Origin of the sequence: Ensifer sp. BR816, from assembly GCF_000378985.1 — a bacterium.
In the GTDB taxonomy this organism is placed as follows: domain Bacteria; phylum Pseudomonadota; class Alphaproteobacteria; order Rhizobiales; family Rhizobiaceae; genus Sinorhizobium.
This window is the reverse complement of record NZ_KB905370.1, coordinates 2,122,712-2,138,242: the sequence shown is the minus strand read 5'-3', so window position 1 is coordinate 2,138,242 and position 15,531 is coordinate 2,122,712. Positions and strand designations below refer to the sequence as shown.

Below are 15,531 nucleotides of genomic sequence, written 5' to 3'. Positions count from 1 at the left end.
GGCAGAGGCGATTGGCGAGGATCGTACCCGCATGTACGGCCGAGGCGATCGCCTCTGATCCTGGCGGAAAGATGTCCGGCCCTTCGGGTTGGCTGAAGCGGGCGGCCTGTTTGCTCGGCTGGCTTGGACGTATGCTTTGGCTACGCCGCGCGCCAGCCGAGCAAACATTCCACTCCGCTTGAGCCAACAGAATTGGTTCCATTTAGACATGAAAGGCTCTAATCCCCGAGATTGTCGTCCAGATAAAGTTGCAGCGTGGCGCGCGTACCCTTTTCCCAAAGTGTTTTCAAGGCATGGGCAAAGCGGCGGCGGAAAAGGTTGGACTGCGCCACCTCGCCGAAAATGTCGGAAAGCGCGAGGAAGGCCATGGGGTCGTCTTTCGCCGCAAGGGCGGCCGCCTCCAGACGGTCGGCATTCGCGTCGTTGAAGGCGATCGCGTTGCCGCTGTCGGACGTGCCGGCGAAATAGCGGCACCACAGCGCCGAAACCAGCGACAGCCCGACTACGTCCTCACCGCGGCGCAGGCGGTCGGCGGTCGATGGCAGGATGAATTTCGGCTGCCGGTTCGAGCCGTCCTGCGCCAGTCGAGCGATCGTGTCGCCGATCTTCGGATTCGCAAAACGCGTCTCGATCAGCTTGTAGTAGTCCTTCAGGTTCGTATCCGGCACCGGCGGAATGACCGGGATGATCTCCTCGTGCTCGAGCTTGGCCAGGAAGGCGCGGATCAGCGGCTCCTCCATCGCCTCGTGTACGAAATGGACATCGAGCAATGCGGCCGGGTAGGCGATCGCCGCATGGCCGCCATTGAGAACGCGGATCTTCATGTGCTCATAGGGCGCCACGTCCGGGACGAACTGCACTCCGACCTCTTCGAGCGCCGGGCGGCCTTGCGGGAATTTGTCTTCCAGCACCCATTGCTTGAACTCTTCGCAAAAGACCGGCCAGGCATCGTCGATGCCGTAGTCCGTAGCAACGATACCGATCTCGCGGGCGCCCGTCGCCGGCGTGATGCGGTCGACCATGCCGTTCGGAAAGGCGACATTGGCATCGATCCAGTCGGCAAAAGTCGGGTCCGACAGACGAGCGAGGCCGGAGACGGCCGCGTGCGTCACCTCGCCATTACCGGGAATATTGTCGCAGGACATGACGGTGAAGGGCGCTATCCCCTTCGTCCTTCGCTCGGCAAGGCCCGCCAGTATGAGACCGAACACCGTTTTCGGCGACGCAGGATTCCGGGCATCCCCGGCGATCGCCGGGTGGGCGGGATTGAACACGCCCGAGGCCGGGTCGATGAAATAGCCGCCTTCGGTGATGGTCAGCGACACGATACGAATGTGCGGGCTTGCGAGCTGGGCCACAATGGCAGGTATGTCGCCGGGCCTCAGATAGGCGATCATCGCGCCGGTGACGTGAGCGCCAGTGCGATTGTTGTCCTGCTCGACCACGGTGGTCAGGAAATCCTGCGCCTCGAGCTTGGCGCGCATCACATCGTCGGATGGCAGGACACCGGCGCCGATGATCGCCCAATCATGGTCACGCCCCAGATTGAAGAGATCGTCGAGATAGACGGCCTGATGGGCGCGATGAAAGTTGCCGACGCCGAAATGGACGATCCCGGCCCTGAGGGCATGCCGATCATAATTCGGAACGCCGGCCTTCGCCTTGATCGCGTCCAAGGTGGCGAGGGAGAGTTTGGTCGTCATCCTAATAGTCCTTTCGAACCCATCCTTCGGACCGGTTTCAGCTCATCCATTGGCCGCCATCGACGTTGTAGGTCTGCGCAACGACGTAGTCGCTCTCCGGCGAAGCGAGGAAGATCGCCATGCCGGTCAGATCCTCCGCCGTACCCATGCGCCCGTAGGGAACCGCCTCCCCCACCAGCCGCTTCTTCTCTCCAAGGGGACGGTTTTCGTATCTGGCGAAAAGCGCATCGACGCCGTCCCAGTGCTCGCCATCGACGACGCCCGGCGCGATGGCATTCACGTTGATGCGGTGCTTGACGAGGTCGAGCCCGGCGGACTGGGTGAGGCTGATGACCGCTGCCTTGGTCGCGCAATAGACCGCGACCAGGGCCTCGCCCCGCCGGCCCGCCTGGCTTGCCATGTTGATGATCTTGCCGCCCCGCCCCTGCGCGATCATCTGCTTGGCTGCTGCCTGCAGCGTGAAAAGCGTGCCGGCGACGTTGATCGAGAAGAGCCGCTCATAGCTTTCGCGCCTGATCTCGACGATCGGCGCGAGGTCGAAGAGCGCGGCATTGTTGACGAGGATGTCGAGCCCACCGGCCTGCCGCACGACGGTGGCAACCGCCGCATCGATCGAATCCTGCCGGGTGACGTCCATCTCGACCGGATAGGCCGATGGCCCGATCTCCGAGGCCGCCTGGCTTGCCCGCTCGATATTGATATCGGCGATCGCTACCGTGGCACCCTCGCGCGCATAGGCCTCCGCGAAGGCGCGGCCGATTCCCCGCGCCGACCCGGTGATCAGTGCGCTCTTGCCTTCAAGTCGTTTCATCGAATTGCCAGTCCCTTTTCGTCGAACTTGTGCAGGCGCTGCGGGTCCGGTGTCAGGAAGACACGGTCGCCATGCGTAACTGGGAAATCACCGCTCACCCGCGCCGTCAGCGTGCCGATGTCATCCGCCCTCACATGAAGGAAGGTGTCGGAGCCGAGATGCTCGGCCACGCCGACCGTGCCCTGCCAGGTGCCGTGATCCTTCGACAGCACCAGGTGTTCCGGCCGGACGCCGATCGTGTGGGCCTGATGGCTGGCCGCCGGACCGCCGGAAATGAAGTTCATCTTCGGCGAGCCGATGAAGCCGGCGACGAAGAGATTGTCGGGCCGGTGGTAGAGCTCGAGCGGCGAGCCGACCTGCTCGATGCGGCCGCGGTTCAGGACGACGATCTTGTCGGCCATGGTCATGGCCTCCACCTGGTCGTGGGTGACATAGATCATCGTCGTCTTCAACTGCTGGTGAAGCTGGCTGATCTCGAGCCGCATGTTGACGCGCAGTGCCGCGTCGAGGTTGGAAAGCGGTTCGTCAAACAGGAAGGCCTCCGGCTGGCGGACAATCGCCCGGCCGATCGCGACGCGCTGGCGCTGGCCGCCGGAAAGCTGGCGCGGCTTGCGGTCGAGATAATCGGTGAGGTTCAGCACACGCGCCGCATCCTCCACCTTCTTGTCGATCACCGCCTTGTCCTCGCCGGCCATCTTCAGCGGGAAGGCGATGTTGGCGCGCACGCTCATGTGCGGATAGAGCGCGTAAGACTGGAACACCATCGACAGGCCGCGCTTGGCCGGCGGCAGTTCGGTGGCGTTCTTGCCGTCGATGACGATCGCGCCGTCGCTGACGTCCTCGAGCCCGGCGATCAACCTTAGAAGCGTCGACTTGCCGCAGCCGGAGGGGCCGACGAAGACGACGAACTCGCCATCATTGATATCGAGGTCGATCGACGGGATCACGGCGTGCGCGCCGAAGACCTTCGAGACGTTCTTGAGTGTGATGCTTCCCATGAGTCTTACCCTTATTTGACCGCGCCGAAGGTGAGGCCGCGCACGAGCTGCTTCTGCGAGAACCAGCCGAGAATGAGGATGGGGGCGATCGCCATCGTCGAGGCCGCCGACAGTTTCGCGTAGAACAGGCCTTCAGGGCTCGAATAGGAGGCGATGAAGGCGGTGAGCGGTGCCGCCTTGGCGGCGCTGAGATTCAGGGTCCAGAACGCCTCGTTCCAGGCGAGGATGATGTTGAGGAGCAGCGTCGAGGCGATGCCGGGGATCGCCATCGGCGTCAGCACGTAGATGATCTCCTTGGCGAGCGAGGCGCCGTCCATCCGGGCCGCCTCGAGGATCTCGCCGGGGATCTCCTTGAAATAGGTGTAGAGCATCCAGATGATGATCGGCAGATTGATCAGCGTCAGCACCAGCACCAGTCCGGTGCGCGTGTCGAGCAGCCCCGTATTGCGGAATATCAGATACATCGGCACCAGCACCCCGACAGGCGGCATCATCTTGGTGGAGAGCATCCACATCAGCACATCCTTGGTGCGCTTGGTCGGCGCAAAGGCCATGGCCCAGGCGGACGGAATCGCGATCACGAGGCCGAGCAGCGTAGAGCCGAAGGAGACGACGACCGAGTTCATGAAGTGCTTGAAGTAATCCGAGCGGCTTTGCACCTCGAAATAGTTCTCCGTCGTCCAGTCGAAGAACAGGAAAGCCGGCGGCGAGGCGATCGCCTGCGCCTCAGTCTTGAAGCTCGTCAGGAAGGTCCAGAGGATCGGGAAGAAGATCAGGATGCCGATCGTCCAGGCCACCACCGTGGTGACCAGCTTGCGCTGGGTCGAGACATTGCGTGCCATGGGTATCAAGCCTCCAGCGTCTTGCCGATCATCCGCATCAGGAAGAATGCGACGATGTTGGCGAGGATGACCGCGATGATGCCGCCGGCGGACGCGCCGCCCACGTCGAACTGCAGCAGCGCCTGCGCATAGACCAGGAACGTCAGGTTCGTGCTCTGCGTGCCCGGGCCGCCATTGGTCGTGACGAGGATTTCCGCAAAGACCGAAAGCAGGAAGATGGTCTGGATGAGGATGACGACGGTGATGGCGCGCGAGAGATGCGGCAGGACGAGATAGATGAAGCGGCTCAAGGCGCCGGCGCCGTCCATCTGCGCTGCCTCCTTCTGCTCCTCGTCGAGCGACTGCAGTGCCGTCAGCAGAATGAGCGTTGCAAAGGGCAGCCACTGCCAGGCGACGATGAGGATGATCGAGAAAAGGGGCGCATTGGCGAGGAAGTCGAAAGGCTGCAGGCCGACGAGTTTGGCGAGCCAGGCGAAGAGCCCATTGACCGGGTTCATGAACATGTTCTTCCAGACGAGCGCCGCGACCGTCGGCATGATCAGGAAGGGCGCGATCACTAGGATTCGCACGATCCCCTGCCCGAACATCGGCTGGTCGAGCAGCAGCGCAAGCCCGATACCGCCGACGACGGTGATAAACAGCACGCCGAGCACGATCGCGAGCGTGTTGAAGACCGCCTGGAAGAAGGCGGGGTCGGTCAGAAAATAGGTATAGTTGGAGAGGCCCGCGAACTCCTCCATTCCCGGCATCAGCAGATTGTAGCGCAGGAGCGAAAAATAGATCGTCAGCGCCAGCGGCACGATCATCCAGGCCAGAAGCAGAAGCACCGATGGTGCGATCATCAGCCGCGCGGCGGAGCGGGTATGCAAGGTCGCCATGGCGTCCCCCAATGTGATGTCAATGCAAATCCAAGAAGAGGCATGCGCCCGTAGGCCAAAAATCAGAGCGGGACGCGGGTGAAGGCGGGGTTCGCCCCTGTCCTCGTCCCGCTCTGGAGGTGGCCGGGGCGCCGGCCGTTTCCGGACGGCGCCCCGGCCCCTTGGGAGCCTCACTTGATATAGCCGGCCTTGGTCATTTCGCGTGTCGACAGTTGCTGCGCGCTGGCGAGCGCCTGATCGACACTCATCTGACCGGCGAGCGCGGCCGAGAACACCTGGCCGACCGCCGTACCCAACCCCTGGAATTCCGGGATCGCCACGAATTGCACGCCGACATAGGGCACCGGCTTTACCGCCGGGTTCTTCGGGTCGGCCGCATTGATCGAGTCGAGCGTCATCTTTGCGAACGGCGCCGCCTTCTGGTATTCCGGGTTCTCATAGAGCGAGGTGCGGGTGCCGGGAGGCACGTTCGCCCAGCCTTCCTTCTCGGCAACGAGCTTCAGATAGTCCTTGCCGGTTGCCCAGGCGATGAACTTCTGGGCCGCTTCCGCCTTCTGCGATCCTGCGGGAATCGCGAGGTTCCAGGCCCAGAGCCAGTTGCCGCGCTTGCCGAGGCCCGTGTCGGGGGCAAGCGCAAAGCCGACCTTGTCGGCAACCGTCGACTCATGCGGGTTGGTCACGAAGGAGGCCGCGACCGTCGCGTCGATCCACATGCCGCATTTGCCGGTCTGGAACAGCGACAGGTTTTCGTTGAAGCCGTTGGAGGAGGCGCCGGGCGGGCCGGCGTCGTTCATCAGCTTGACATAGAAATCGAGCGCGTTCTTCCACTCCGGCTGATCGAACTGCGGCTTCCAGTTCTCGTCGAACCAGCGCGCGCCGAAGGCGTTGGCCGTCGCCGTCAGGAACGCCATGTTCTCGCCCCAGCCGGCCTTGCCGCGCAGGCAGATGCCGTAGATCTCATTGTTCTTGTCGGTGATCTTGCGGGCGGCATCCGCAATGAACTCCCATGTCGGCGCGTCGGGCATCGTCAGCCCGGCCTTCTCGAACAGGTCCTTGCGATACATCACCATCGAGCTCTCGCCGTAGAACGGCGCGGCATAGAGCTTGCCGTCGATGGTCAGGCCGCTGCGGATCGCCGGCAAGAGGTCGTCGACGTCGTAGTCGGCGCCGAGATTGTCGAGCGGCAGGAGCCAGCCCTGCTTGGCCCAGATCGGCACTTCATAGGTGCCGATGGTCATGATGTCGTACTGGCCACCCTTGGTGGCGATGTCAGTCGTCACGCGCTGGCGCAGCACGTTTTCCTCGAGCGTCACCCACTCGAGCTGAATGTCCGGATTTTTCGACGTGAATGCCTCCGTCAGCTTCTGCATGCGGATCATGTCGCCGTTGTTCACGGTCGCAATGGTCAGGGTCTCTGCTTGGGCCAGGCCTGCCAAAGCGACTGCCGAGCACGTGCCCAGCAGGAAAGTTCTCAAATTCATCGACTTCCTCCCAGAAGAAATTGAGCATTTGCCTTGCTCGTGAGCAATTACTCACCTGTTGGCGAAAAAAGTCAATGCGCATTCGTCGCCGCCAAGCAGCGAACGCGCTAAGCGCTCATTTTTGTTGAAGAATATTTTGTTCGCTATGGACCGGGAGGACGCAGGCGATCCGGTCTATCGCCGCTGCGGATCGCTCCCCACAAGTAGACTCAATCGCCGAGCAGGTACTCAGCAGTTGTCTCATCGGTGATGAGGCCGTTGATGATCCGCCCCTTGAGCGCCGCTCTCAGGGCCTCGTATTTTCGCTTGCCCTTGGCGATGCCGATCACCGCGGCCCGCTCGCGTGGCGGCAGCGGCACGGAGGCCACGCGCTCGTTGATGCTGCCGGTAAGAAGAGCGCCGTCGTGGTCGAACATCCAGCCGCAGATCTCGCCGGCAGCACCCGCCGCCGTCAGCCGCGCCATCTCGTCGCGGGCCAGAAAGCCATCCGCGCAAAGCGGGGCATCCGGCCCGAGTTCGCCAACGCCGACAAAGGCCGCATCGGCCTCGGCGCCGAGCTCCAAAGCCATTCTGACGAGGCTCTGCTTGTGCAGCACTTCGCGCTCCTCGGCCGACGAGACGAGCACCGGCAAGGGCATCGGGAAATGCCGCGCATTGATCGTGTCGGCCATGCTGAAGATGACGTTGTAATAGGCGGCCGAACCGTCGAGGCGGATATTGCCGGTGAGAGAGACGATGCGGTGCTGCGGGCATTCCATGAAAGGCAACTGATCGATCGTCGCCTTCAGCGTCCGCCCCGTGCCGATGGCGAGCACGACCGGATCGGTCGACTTCAGCCAGCGCTCGATCTCAGCCGCCCCGGCTTCCGCGATGCCCACGGTCGTCGAACTGGATCCGGGATCGCTCGGCACGACATCGACATGCCGCAACTCATACTTTTCCTTGATCCGCACTGCCGCTTCTAGGCAGGCGGCGATCGGATGATCGAGCCGCACCTTGATCAGCCGTTCGGCCATGGCGAGCGATACGAGGCGCTGCGCCGATTGGCGCGAAATCCCCATGATCGACGCGATCTCGTCCTGCGTCCGGCCGGCCACATAATAAAGCCAGCCAGCCCGGGCCGCATCGTCCAGCCTGTTGTTGATCTCCGCCTTGCGCGCCATCGCCACCCACTCCCTGCCGTCGATTTGCTGCCACTATTTGCCGTGCACGTCAAACAAAGCGCAAATCTACGCTGCAGGAAAAACACCCGCAGCACGCGGATTTCGGGAAAAGCGCGACCAAAATTTTACCGTTTGATAAAAAAATAAAGCGTGTTACCGTTCCCTATCCTGAGAATACATTGGGAGCCAAAAATGGGAACGACGCAATCTGGGATTCTCTACGGGCGGCTGCCGCTCGCGGAGTACGAAGCCAATTTCTCCGATCTTCATCCGCCGCTCGACAGGCACGAAGCGCTGGTCGCGGCCGACCGCTGTTATTTCTGTCACGACGCGCCCTGCATGACGGCCTGTCCCACCTCCATCGACATCCCGTTGTTCATTCGGCAGATCGCCACGGGCAATCCGATCGGCTCGGCGAAAACGATCTTCGACCAGAATATCCTCGGCGGCATGTGCGCCCGCGTCTGTCCCACCGAAACGCTCTGCGAGCAGGCCTGCGTGCGCAATACGGCGGAGGAACGGCCGGTTGAGATCGGCCGCCTGCAGCGCTATTCGACCGACGTCGCGATGAAGGAAAACAAGCAATTCTATGCGCGCGCCGACGCAACGGGGCGCCGCATCGCCGTCGTCGGCGCAGGGCCGGCGGGACTGGCCTGCGCCCACCGGCTGGCCGTCAAGGGTCACGACGTGGTGATCTACGATGCGCGTGAGAAATCCGGCGGCCTCAACGAATACGGCATCGCCGCCTACAAGACGGTGGACGATTTCGCCCAGAGAGAGGTCGACTACGTCCTGTCGATCGGCGGCATCGAAGTGCGCCACGACCAGGCCCTCGGCCGCGACTTCTCGCTCGCCGACCTCGCCGAGCAATATGATGCCGTCTTCCTCGGCCTCGGCCTCGCCGGCGTCAATGCGCTCCGGATCGAGGGCGAGAACGCTGAAGGCGTCGAGGATGCGGTCGACTTCATCGCGGCACTTCGCCAGTCGAAGACCAAGGCCGACATTCCGGTCGGCCGGCGGGTCGTGGTGCTCGGCGGCGGCATGACGGCGATCGACGCCGCAGTCCAGGCGAAGCTGCTGGGCGCCGAGGAAGTGACGATCTGCTATCGGCGCGGCAAGGAGCACATGAACGCCTCGGAATTCGAGCAGGACCTGGCGGCATCCAAGGGCGTCACCATCCGCCACTGGCTGCAGCCGAAGCGCATCGCCGTGAAGGACGGCAAGGTCGCCGGCATCGAGCTCGAATACACGACCCTTGAGAACGGCAAGCTGACGACGACCGGGGAAACGGGTATCATTGCCGCCGAGCAGATCTTCAAGGCCATCGGCCAGACGTTCCAGGCCTCCGGCCTCGGTGCCTTGCGGATGGAAAGCGGACGCATCGTCGTCGATGCAGAAGGCCGCACCTCGCTCGCCAAGGTCTGGGCGGGCGGCGACTGCGTGCTCGGCGGCGAGGACCTGACGGTATCCGCCGTGGCGATGGGACGCGATAGCGCCGAATCGATCAACCGGGCTTTCGCCGCGGCCGCGCCGCTGGCGAGCGCCGTCGCTTGAAACGGATCGAGAGGACGAGACAATGGCTGATCTTCGCAACAATTTTGTCGGCATCAAATCTCCGAACCCGTTCTGGCTCGCCTCGGCGCCGCCGACGGACAAGGCCTATAACGTCGAGCGTGCCTTCAAGGCGGGCTGGGGCGGCGTCGTCTGGAAGACGCTCGGCGAAGAAGGGCCGCCGGTGGTCAACGTCAACGGCCCGCGCTACGGCGCGATCTGGGGCGCCGACCGCCGCCTGCTCGGCTTGAACAATATCGAGCTCATCACCGACCGCGATCTTTATGTGAACCTGCGCGAGATGAAGCAGGTCAAGATGAACTGGCCGGACCGGGCACTGATCGCTTCGATCATGGTTCCCTGCGAGGAGCAGGCGTGGAAGGCGATCCTGCCGCTGGTCGAGGAAACCGGGGCCGACGGCATCGAGCTCAACTTCGGCTGTCCGCACGGCATGTCCGAGCGCGGCATGGGTTCCGCGGTCGGCCAGGTGCCGGAATACATCGAGATGGTGGTGCGTTGGTGCAAACAGTACACGCGCATGCCCGTGATCACCAAGCTGACGCCGAACATCACCGACATCCGCAAGCCCGCCCGCGCCGCCAAGGCCGGCGGCACCGACGCGGTGTCGCTGATCAACACGATCAACTCGATCACGTCGGTCAACCTCGACACCTTCTCGCCGGAGCCCTCGATTGACGGCCGGGGCAGCCATGGCGGCTATTGCGGCCCGGCGGTGAAACCGATCGCCCTCAACATGGTCGCTGAGATCGCCCGCGATCCGGAGACCTACGGCCTGCCGATCTCGGGCATCGGCGGCATCACCACCTGGCGCGACGCGGCCGAATTCCTGGCACTTGGCGCCGGCAACGTGCAGGTCTGCACGGCGGCAATGACCTACGGCTTCAAGATCGTCCAGGAAATGATCTCCGGTCTTTCCGACTGGATGGACGCCAAGGGTCACAGGACACTCGACGACATCTGCGGCCGTGCCGTGCCGAACGTCACCGACTGGCAGTATCTCAACCTCAACTATGTCGCCAAGGCGAAGATCGACCAGGACGCCTGCATCAAGTGCGGCCGCTGTCACATCGCCTGCGAGGACACCTCGCACCAGGCGATCACCCAGTTTGTCAATGGTGTGCGCCATTTCGAGGTGATCGAAGAGGAATGCGTCGGCTGCAATCTTTGCGTCAACGTCTGTCCGGTTGAGAACTGCATCACCATGGAGCCGCTCGCGGCCGGCACCCTCGACAAGCGCACTGGCAAACCGGTCGACCCCAACTACGCCAACTGGACGACGCACCCGAATAACCCGATGGCCCGCCAGGCGGCCGAGTAGCAACAGTCGACAGGACAGCATGGCCGCCGGTAAAATCGCCGGCGGCCATGCTCGTTGTGGTCCATCAGAATTCGATCACTACCTTGCCGAAGGGGCCACGATCGAGATGCGCGAGCGCCTCACCGACTTCGGTAAACTTGTAGCGCTTGTCGATAACCGGCTTTAGCCGCAAGCGATCGACGGCACCGACCAGGTCTTCGAGCGCCCGGCGATGTCCGACGCTGATGCCCTGCAGCACCGGCGATTTCGTGAGCAACGGCGCAACCGGGCCGGAAACCTCGAAGCCTTCGAGCACGCCGATCACCGAAATGCGCCCGTCCGGCGCGACCGCCTTCAGCGACTGGCCAAGTCCGGCGCCGCCCGCGATCTCCAGAATGTGGTCCGCGCCATGGTCGCCGGTCAGCGCGTAGACGCGCTCCACCCAGTCCTCGCTCAAGCGGTTGATGCCGTGGTCGGCGCCAAGGGCGAGCGCCTTCTCGAGCTTTTCGGAACTGCTCGAGGTCACGATCACCTCGGCGCCGACTGCCTTGGCGATCTGCAGCCCGAAGAGGGCGACGCCGCCCGTTCCTTGGACAACAACGCGGTCGCCGGGCCTCAGATGGCCCTTCTCGATCAATGCGAACCACGCGGTGAGACCGGCGCAAGACAGAGTACTCGCCTCCGCGTCGTCGACACTTTGCGGCGCGGCGACGAACCAGTCTTCGGGGAAAGCGACATATTCCGACAGCACGCCCGGGTGGACGCCGCCAAGTGTTGCGTAAGCAGGCGTTCTGCCACTTCCCTGCCGCAGGCCATCGAGCCATCCCGGCGCGAAGGTCGAAATGACGCGGTCGCCGGAGCGGAAGCGGGTCACACCCTTGCCGACCGCTGCGACGACGCCGCTCATGTCCGAAGCCGGTACGAAGGGAAAGGCAAGATCCAGCCCCATGCCGCTTTCCAATACCAGCTTGTCGCGATAGTTGAGCGACACCGCCGTCGTGCGGACCAGCACATCAAGCTCGCCGATTTCCGGCACCTTGCGCTCGGTGATCTTCAGCTTGTGCGGGCCGACCGCCTCCGTGCTCCATTCCTGCATCCATTTCGACATGCTCGTTCCTTTCGGTTTGTGGTTTGAACAAGCATAGTGTTGAAACATGATCGCCAGTTGCGATAATATTTCCCATTATTGGTTCCAAAGTGGATACAATTCGATGGAGCACCTGAGTGGAATCGCGGTGTTTGTCGAGGCCGCGGAAGCCGGCGGCTTTTCCGCAGCGGCGGCGCGCATGAACCTTTCGCGCTCCGCCGTCGGCAAGACCATCGCCCGGCTCGAGCATCGGTTAGGCATCCGACTTTTCCATCGCACCACGCGGGCGCAGAGCCTCACCGAAGAGGGCCAGCTTTTTTATGAGAGTTGCCAGAAGGCGCTGGGCGAGATCCGAACTGCCGAGGCCCTTCTCGAATCCGGCAGGCAGGAAATTCGGGGCCGGTTGCGTATCTCCATGCCGGTCCTCTTTGGCCGGCAATGCGTGGCACCGCTCTTTCGCGACCTGTTGCGCAGACACCCGCATCTCGAACTCGATCTGTCCTTCAACGACCGCGTGGTCGACCTGCTCGACGACGGTTTCGACCTCGCAATCCGCAACAATGTGTTGGGCAATGATTCCGGCCTGATGACACGGGTGATCGCCGAACAGCACATGACGGTCTGTGCCTCGCCGGCCTATCTCGCTGCACGCGGCGCGCCGCCAACCGTGGCGGACCTCGTAGATCACGAAGCCGTGGTCTACTGTCGCGGCGGCCAGCAGCGGCCATGGTCCTTCCCCGGCGAAGGCAGTGCCGAAGACACCATCCTGCCGAAGACCCGGCTGCGGCTCGACGATCTCGCGGCGATCGCCGATGCGGCAGCCGAAGGGCTCGGCCTTGCCTGGCTGCCATGCTGGCTGGTCCGCGAGCGCGTACAGCACGGCGAACTCGTTCGCGTCCTGACAGATCGGCCGGGTCTCGTTTTCAAGGTCCATGCCGTCTGGCCGCGAACGCGGCACCTGCTGCCGAAACTCCGCGTGGCGATCGATGCCCTCGCCGCCGGCCTGCCGCGCATCATGGAGTAGCTAAGGCTGCCCACCCTAACTCGCTCAAACGCATGCATATTCCTGCAATTGACGGGACGGTCGAGCGAACACGATCGCTAAACACATTGTGTAGAAAACGTAAGTTGTCGCCACCGACAATCTGGTCAATAAGGGGAAATACCAGCAGCAGCCGGCGGCAGCCGGCAGACCCGGGCAGACTATTTGACGATCCTTTCCGCCAGTACACGCAAGAAGACGCACCTGATCTCAGGGGCCGTGCTCGGCGTCTTCGTGCTCTCGCATTTCACAAATCACGCGCTCGGCCTGATCTCCATCGAAACTATGGAGGCCGGCCGGCGAGCCTTTACCTTCGTCTGGCAGAGCATACCCGGAACCATCCTGCTCTACGGCGCCCTGCTCCTGCACTTTCTGATGGCGCTCGACAGTCTCTATCGCCGCCAGACGCTGAGGATGCCGGTCGGCGAGGCCCTGAAGATCTTCTTCGGCCTGAGCCTGCCCTTTCTGCTGATACCCCATGTGGTCGCTACCCGGGTGGAGCCGCTCCTGACCGGGATCGATGCCGATTATCCGGCCATCCTGCGCGCCCTCTGGTCGAGTTCAGCCGGCACGACCCGTCAGACAGTCGCGTTACTCTTCGTATGGAGCCACGCCTGCCTCGGCGCCTGGTTCTGGATGCGCGGCCGGGACTGGTTTCCACGCTACGAATTTCTACTCTACACCGTTGCCCTGCTCGTGCCGATTTTCGCGCTGCTAGGCTTCGTCAACGGCGCCCGTTCCCTTGGCCGCGACTATGCGGAACATGGCGGCTACGGCGACCGGGCCTATGCCAGTCGGCAAACGCGCCTCGATCCCGGCGTTGCCCAAAACATCCGGCTTGCCTTTTATGCGGGCTTTGCCGGCCTGATCGGCGGCACCCTGGCGCTGCGTGCCATGCCGGCGCGCGGCCGCATCCGCGTACGCTATCCGGATGGGCGCGTGGCGGCGGTAAGCCTCGGCTTCAGCGTGCTCGAGGCAAGCCGCGCCGCCGGATTCCCGCATGTCTCCGTCTGCGGCGGCCGCGGCCGGTGCTCGACCTGCCGTGTTCGCGTCATTGAGGGTCTCGTTGGCCAGCCGGCGCCGGAGGCAGCGGAACTTGCGACCCTCAGCCGGATCGGCGCACCCGAAAATGTGCGTTTGGCCTGCCAGTTCCGGCCCACCCACAATGTTACCGTCGTGCCCATTCTCGACACCGACAGCCTTGGCATCAAGACGCAGCTTGCCCGGCAGAACGGCGGTGGTCGCGAGCGGCGGGTGGCGGTGCTGTTCTGCGACTTGCGCGACTTCACCCGCATTGCCGAGCACAAACTGCCCTATGACACGGTGTTTCTGCTCAACAGCTACTTCGAGATGGTGGGCGAGGCCGTCGAGGGCTCCGGCGGCGTTATCGACAAGTTCATCGGCGACGGAGCGCTGGCAATCTTCGGACTGAAGACGCCTTTGCCGGAGGCCTGCCGCCAGGCATTGACCGCTGCCGCCCGCTTGTCAGACGGGATTCGCGCCCTCAACCTGACATTTGAAGACGAGCTCGAGCAACCGCTCAGGCTGGCGATCGGCCTGCATGCGGGGCCTGCGATCGTCGGCGAGATGGGCTATGGTCAGGCGACGTCGCTGACGGCCGTCGGCGACACGATCAACACGGCAAGCCGGCTGGAAGGCTTGGCCAAGGAGCACGACGCCGAGCTTGCCGTATCGGTCGAGCTCGTCGAGCGCGCCGGTCTCGACCTCGAAGGCAACAGGCGAATGGTAATAGGCCTTCGCGGACGGAAGGCGACCCTCGAAACCTGGATCGTCGACGATGCCGCGCGGCTTTCCGGAGTGATGCCGGCGCCGGATTAGACTACCTTACTCGCGGACCTGTAGCCCATCGACGAACAGCCGCTCGAGAAAACGCGCCGCATCCTCGAAGCGCCCGTCGCCCGCCTGCTCCTGGCCAAGCACCGCCCGCACCTGTACGTCGAAATCAGCGTAGTGCTGCGTCGTCGACCAGATCGCGAAGATCAGGTGATAAGGGTCGCATTTGGCGATCTTGCCGGCCTTTGCCCAGGCCTGGATGACCTCGGCCTTTTCGTCGACCAGTTGCTTCAGCGGCCCCTTCAATTCGTCCTCGATATGGGGAGCGCCCTGCAGCACCTCATTGGCGAACAATCGGCTTTCGCGCGGGAAATCGCGCGCCATCTCGAGCTTGCGCCGGATATAACTGCGGATTTCGGCAACCGGATTGCCCTCGGCATTGAATTCGCGCAGCGGGTCGAGCCAGGTATCGAGCACACGGTCGATCAACGCCCGATGCATCGCTTCCTTCGTCCGGAAATAATAGAGCAGGTTCGGCTTCGACATGCCGGCCACTTCGGCAATCTGGTCAATCGTCGAGCCGCGGAAGCCGCTCGCCGAAAAGACTTCGAGCGCCGCTTCGAGGATCCGCTCCTCCTTCTCCTCCTGGATGCGCGTGCGCCTCTGAGTTTTCGCCGCTCTTGGAAGTACCATCTCTCCCCCTGCCGATGACCGCACCGTCGCGTTCTGCCCAAATTTCGGACGCGCCATTTATTTGGGCAACAAACTGTTTTTTTCTTTTTCCGGCTTGAGTGCAGCTACGGAAGTTGTAATGTTTACCAACCGGTCAAATTATCAGCCAGATTGCCGACAAAGGCAACGAC

13 protein-coding genes are annotated in these 15,531 nt (G+C 63.1%); 4 read left to right on the top strand and 9 right to left on the bottom strand.

Annotated features, from left to right (window positions below; all coding sequences use genetic code 11):
* Nucleotides 1–218: 218 nt before the first annotated feature.
* From RHIBR816_RS0110260 to RHIBR816_RS0110230, 7 genes are all read right to left on the bottom strand, one after another.
* Nucleotides 219–1,703, bottom strand: coding sequence for a mannitol dehydrogenase family protein (locus RHIBR816_RS0110260; RefSeq protein WP_018236446.1), 1,485 nt, complete (start codon nucleotides 1,701–1,703; stop codon nucleotides 219–221).
* Nucleotides 1,704–1,740: 37 nt separating this feature from the next.
* The gene (locus RHIBR816_RS0110255; protein ID WP_018236445.1) at nucleotides 1,741–2,514 is read right to left on the bottom strand and encodes an L-iditol 2-dehydrogenase; all 774 of its coding nucleotides are present in this window, start codon (nucleotides 2,512–2,514) and stop codon (nucleotides 1,741–1,743) included.
* Entirely contained in the window at nucleotides 2,511–3,512 is a 1,002-nt protein-coding gene (locus RHIBR816_RS0110250; protein ID WP_018236444.1) for an ABC transporter ATP-binding protein, read from the bottom strand. Before RHIBR816_RS0110250 ends, RHIBR816_RS0110255 begins: the two co-directional genes overlap by 4 nt.
* 11 nt (nucleotides 3,513–3,523) lie before the next feature.
* Nucleotides 3,524–4,354: a carbohydrate ABC transporter permease gene (locus RHIBR816_RS0110245; protein WP_018236443.1), complete on the bottom strand. Its 831-nt coding sequence runs from the start codon at nucleotides 4,352–4,354 to the stop codon at nucleotides 3,524–3,526.
* Nucleotides 4,355–4,359: 5 nt separating this feature from the next.
* Complete coding sequence (locus RHIBR816_RS0110240) at nucleotides 4,360–5,232, bottom strand: carbohydrate ABC transporter permease (RefSeq protein WP_018236442.1); 873 nt, start codon at nucleotides 5,230–5,232, stop codon at nucleotides 4,360–4,362.
* A 170-nt stretch (nucleotides 5,233–5,402) separates the two neighbouring features.
* Nucleotides 5,403–6,713, bottom strand: coding sequence for a sugar ABC transporter substrate-binding protein (locus RHIBR816_RS0110235; protein WP_018236441.1), 1,311 nt, complete (start codon nucleotides 6,711–6,713; stop codon nucleotides 5,403–5,405).
* A 209-nt stretch (nucleotides 6,714–6,922) separates the two neighbouring features.
* The gene (locus tag RHIBR816_RS0110230) at nucleotides 6,923–7,876 is read right to left on the bottom strand and encodes a sugar-binding transcriptional regulator (RefSeq protein ID WP_018236440.1); all 954 of its coding nucleotides are present in this window, start codon (nucleotides 7,874–7,876) and stop codon (nucleotides 6,923–6,925) included.
* Between the two features lie 192 nt (nucleotides 7,877–8,068).
* Here RHIBR816_RS0110230 and RHIBR816_RS0110225 point away from each other — a divergent pair, with 192 nt between their 5' ends.
* Nucleotides 8,069–9,430, top strand: coding sequence for an NAD(P)-dependent oxidoreductase (locus tag RHIBR816_RS0110225; protein WP_018236439.1), 1,362 nt, complete (start codon nucleotides 8,069–8,071; stop codon nucleotides 9,428–9,430).
* Nucleotides 9,431–9,452: 22 nt separating this feature from the next.
* Nucleotides 9,453–10,766, top strand: coding sequence for an NAD-dependent dihydropyrimidine dehydrogenase subunit PreA (gene preA / locus RHIBR816_RS0110220; RefSeq protein WP_018236438.1), 1,314 nt, complete (start codon nucleotides 9,453–9,455; stop codon nucleotides 10,764–10,766).
* 64 nt (nucleotides 10,767–10,830) lie between these two features.
* On the opposite strand, the gene RHIBR816_RS0110215 is transcribed toward preA, so the two are convergent.
* The gene (locus tag RHIBR816_RS0110215; RefSeq protein WP_018236437.1) at nucleotides 10,831–11,853 is read right to left on the bottom strand and encodes an NAD(P)-dependent alcohol dehydrogenase; all 1,023 of its coding nucleotides are present in this window, start codon (nucleotides 11,851–11,853) and stop codon (nucleotides 10,831–10,833) included.
* A gap of 103 nt (nucleotides 11,854–11,956) precedes the next feature.
* Here RHIBR816_RS0110215 and RHIBR816_RS0110210 point away from each other — a divergent pair, with 103 nt between their 5' ends.
* A complete protein-coding gene (locus RHIBR816_RS0110210) occupies nucleotides 11,957–12,856 on the top strand; it encodes a LysR substrate-binding domain-containing protein (protein WP_018236436.1) in 900 nt (299 codons plus the stop codon).
* Nucleotides 12,857–13,039: 183 nt separating this feature from the next.
* Nucleotides 13,040–14,713, top strand: coding sequence for an adenylate/guanylate cyclase domain-containing protein (locus tag RHIBR816_RS0110205; RefSeq protein ID WP_018236435.1), 1,674 nt, complete (start codon nucleotides 13,040–13,042; stop codon nucleotides 14,711–14,713).
* Nucleotides 14,714–14,719: 6 nt separating this feature from the next.
* Here RHIBR816_RS0110205 and rutR read toward each other — a convergent pair whose 3' ends face one another.
* Complete coding sequence (gene rutR / locus RHIBR816_RS0110200) at nucleotides 14,720–15,361, bottom strand: HTH-type transcriptional regulator RutR (protein WP_018236434.1); 642 nt, start codon at nucleotides 15,359–15,361, stop codon at nucleotides 14,720–14,722.
* Nucleotides 15,362–15,531: the final 170 nt, after the last annotated feature.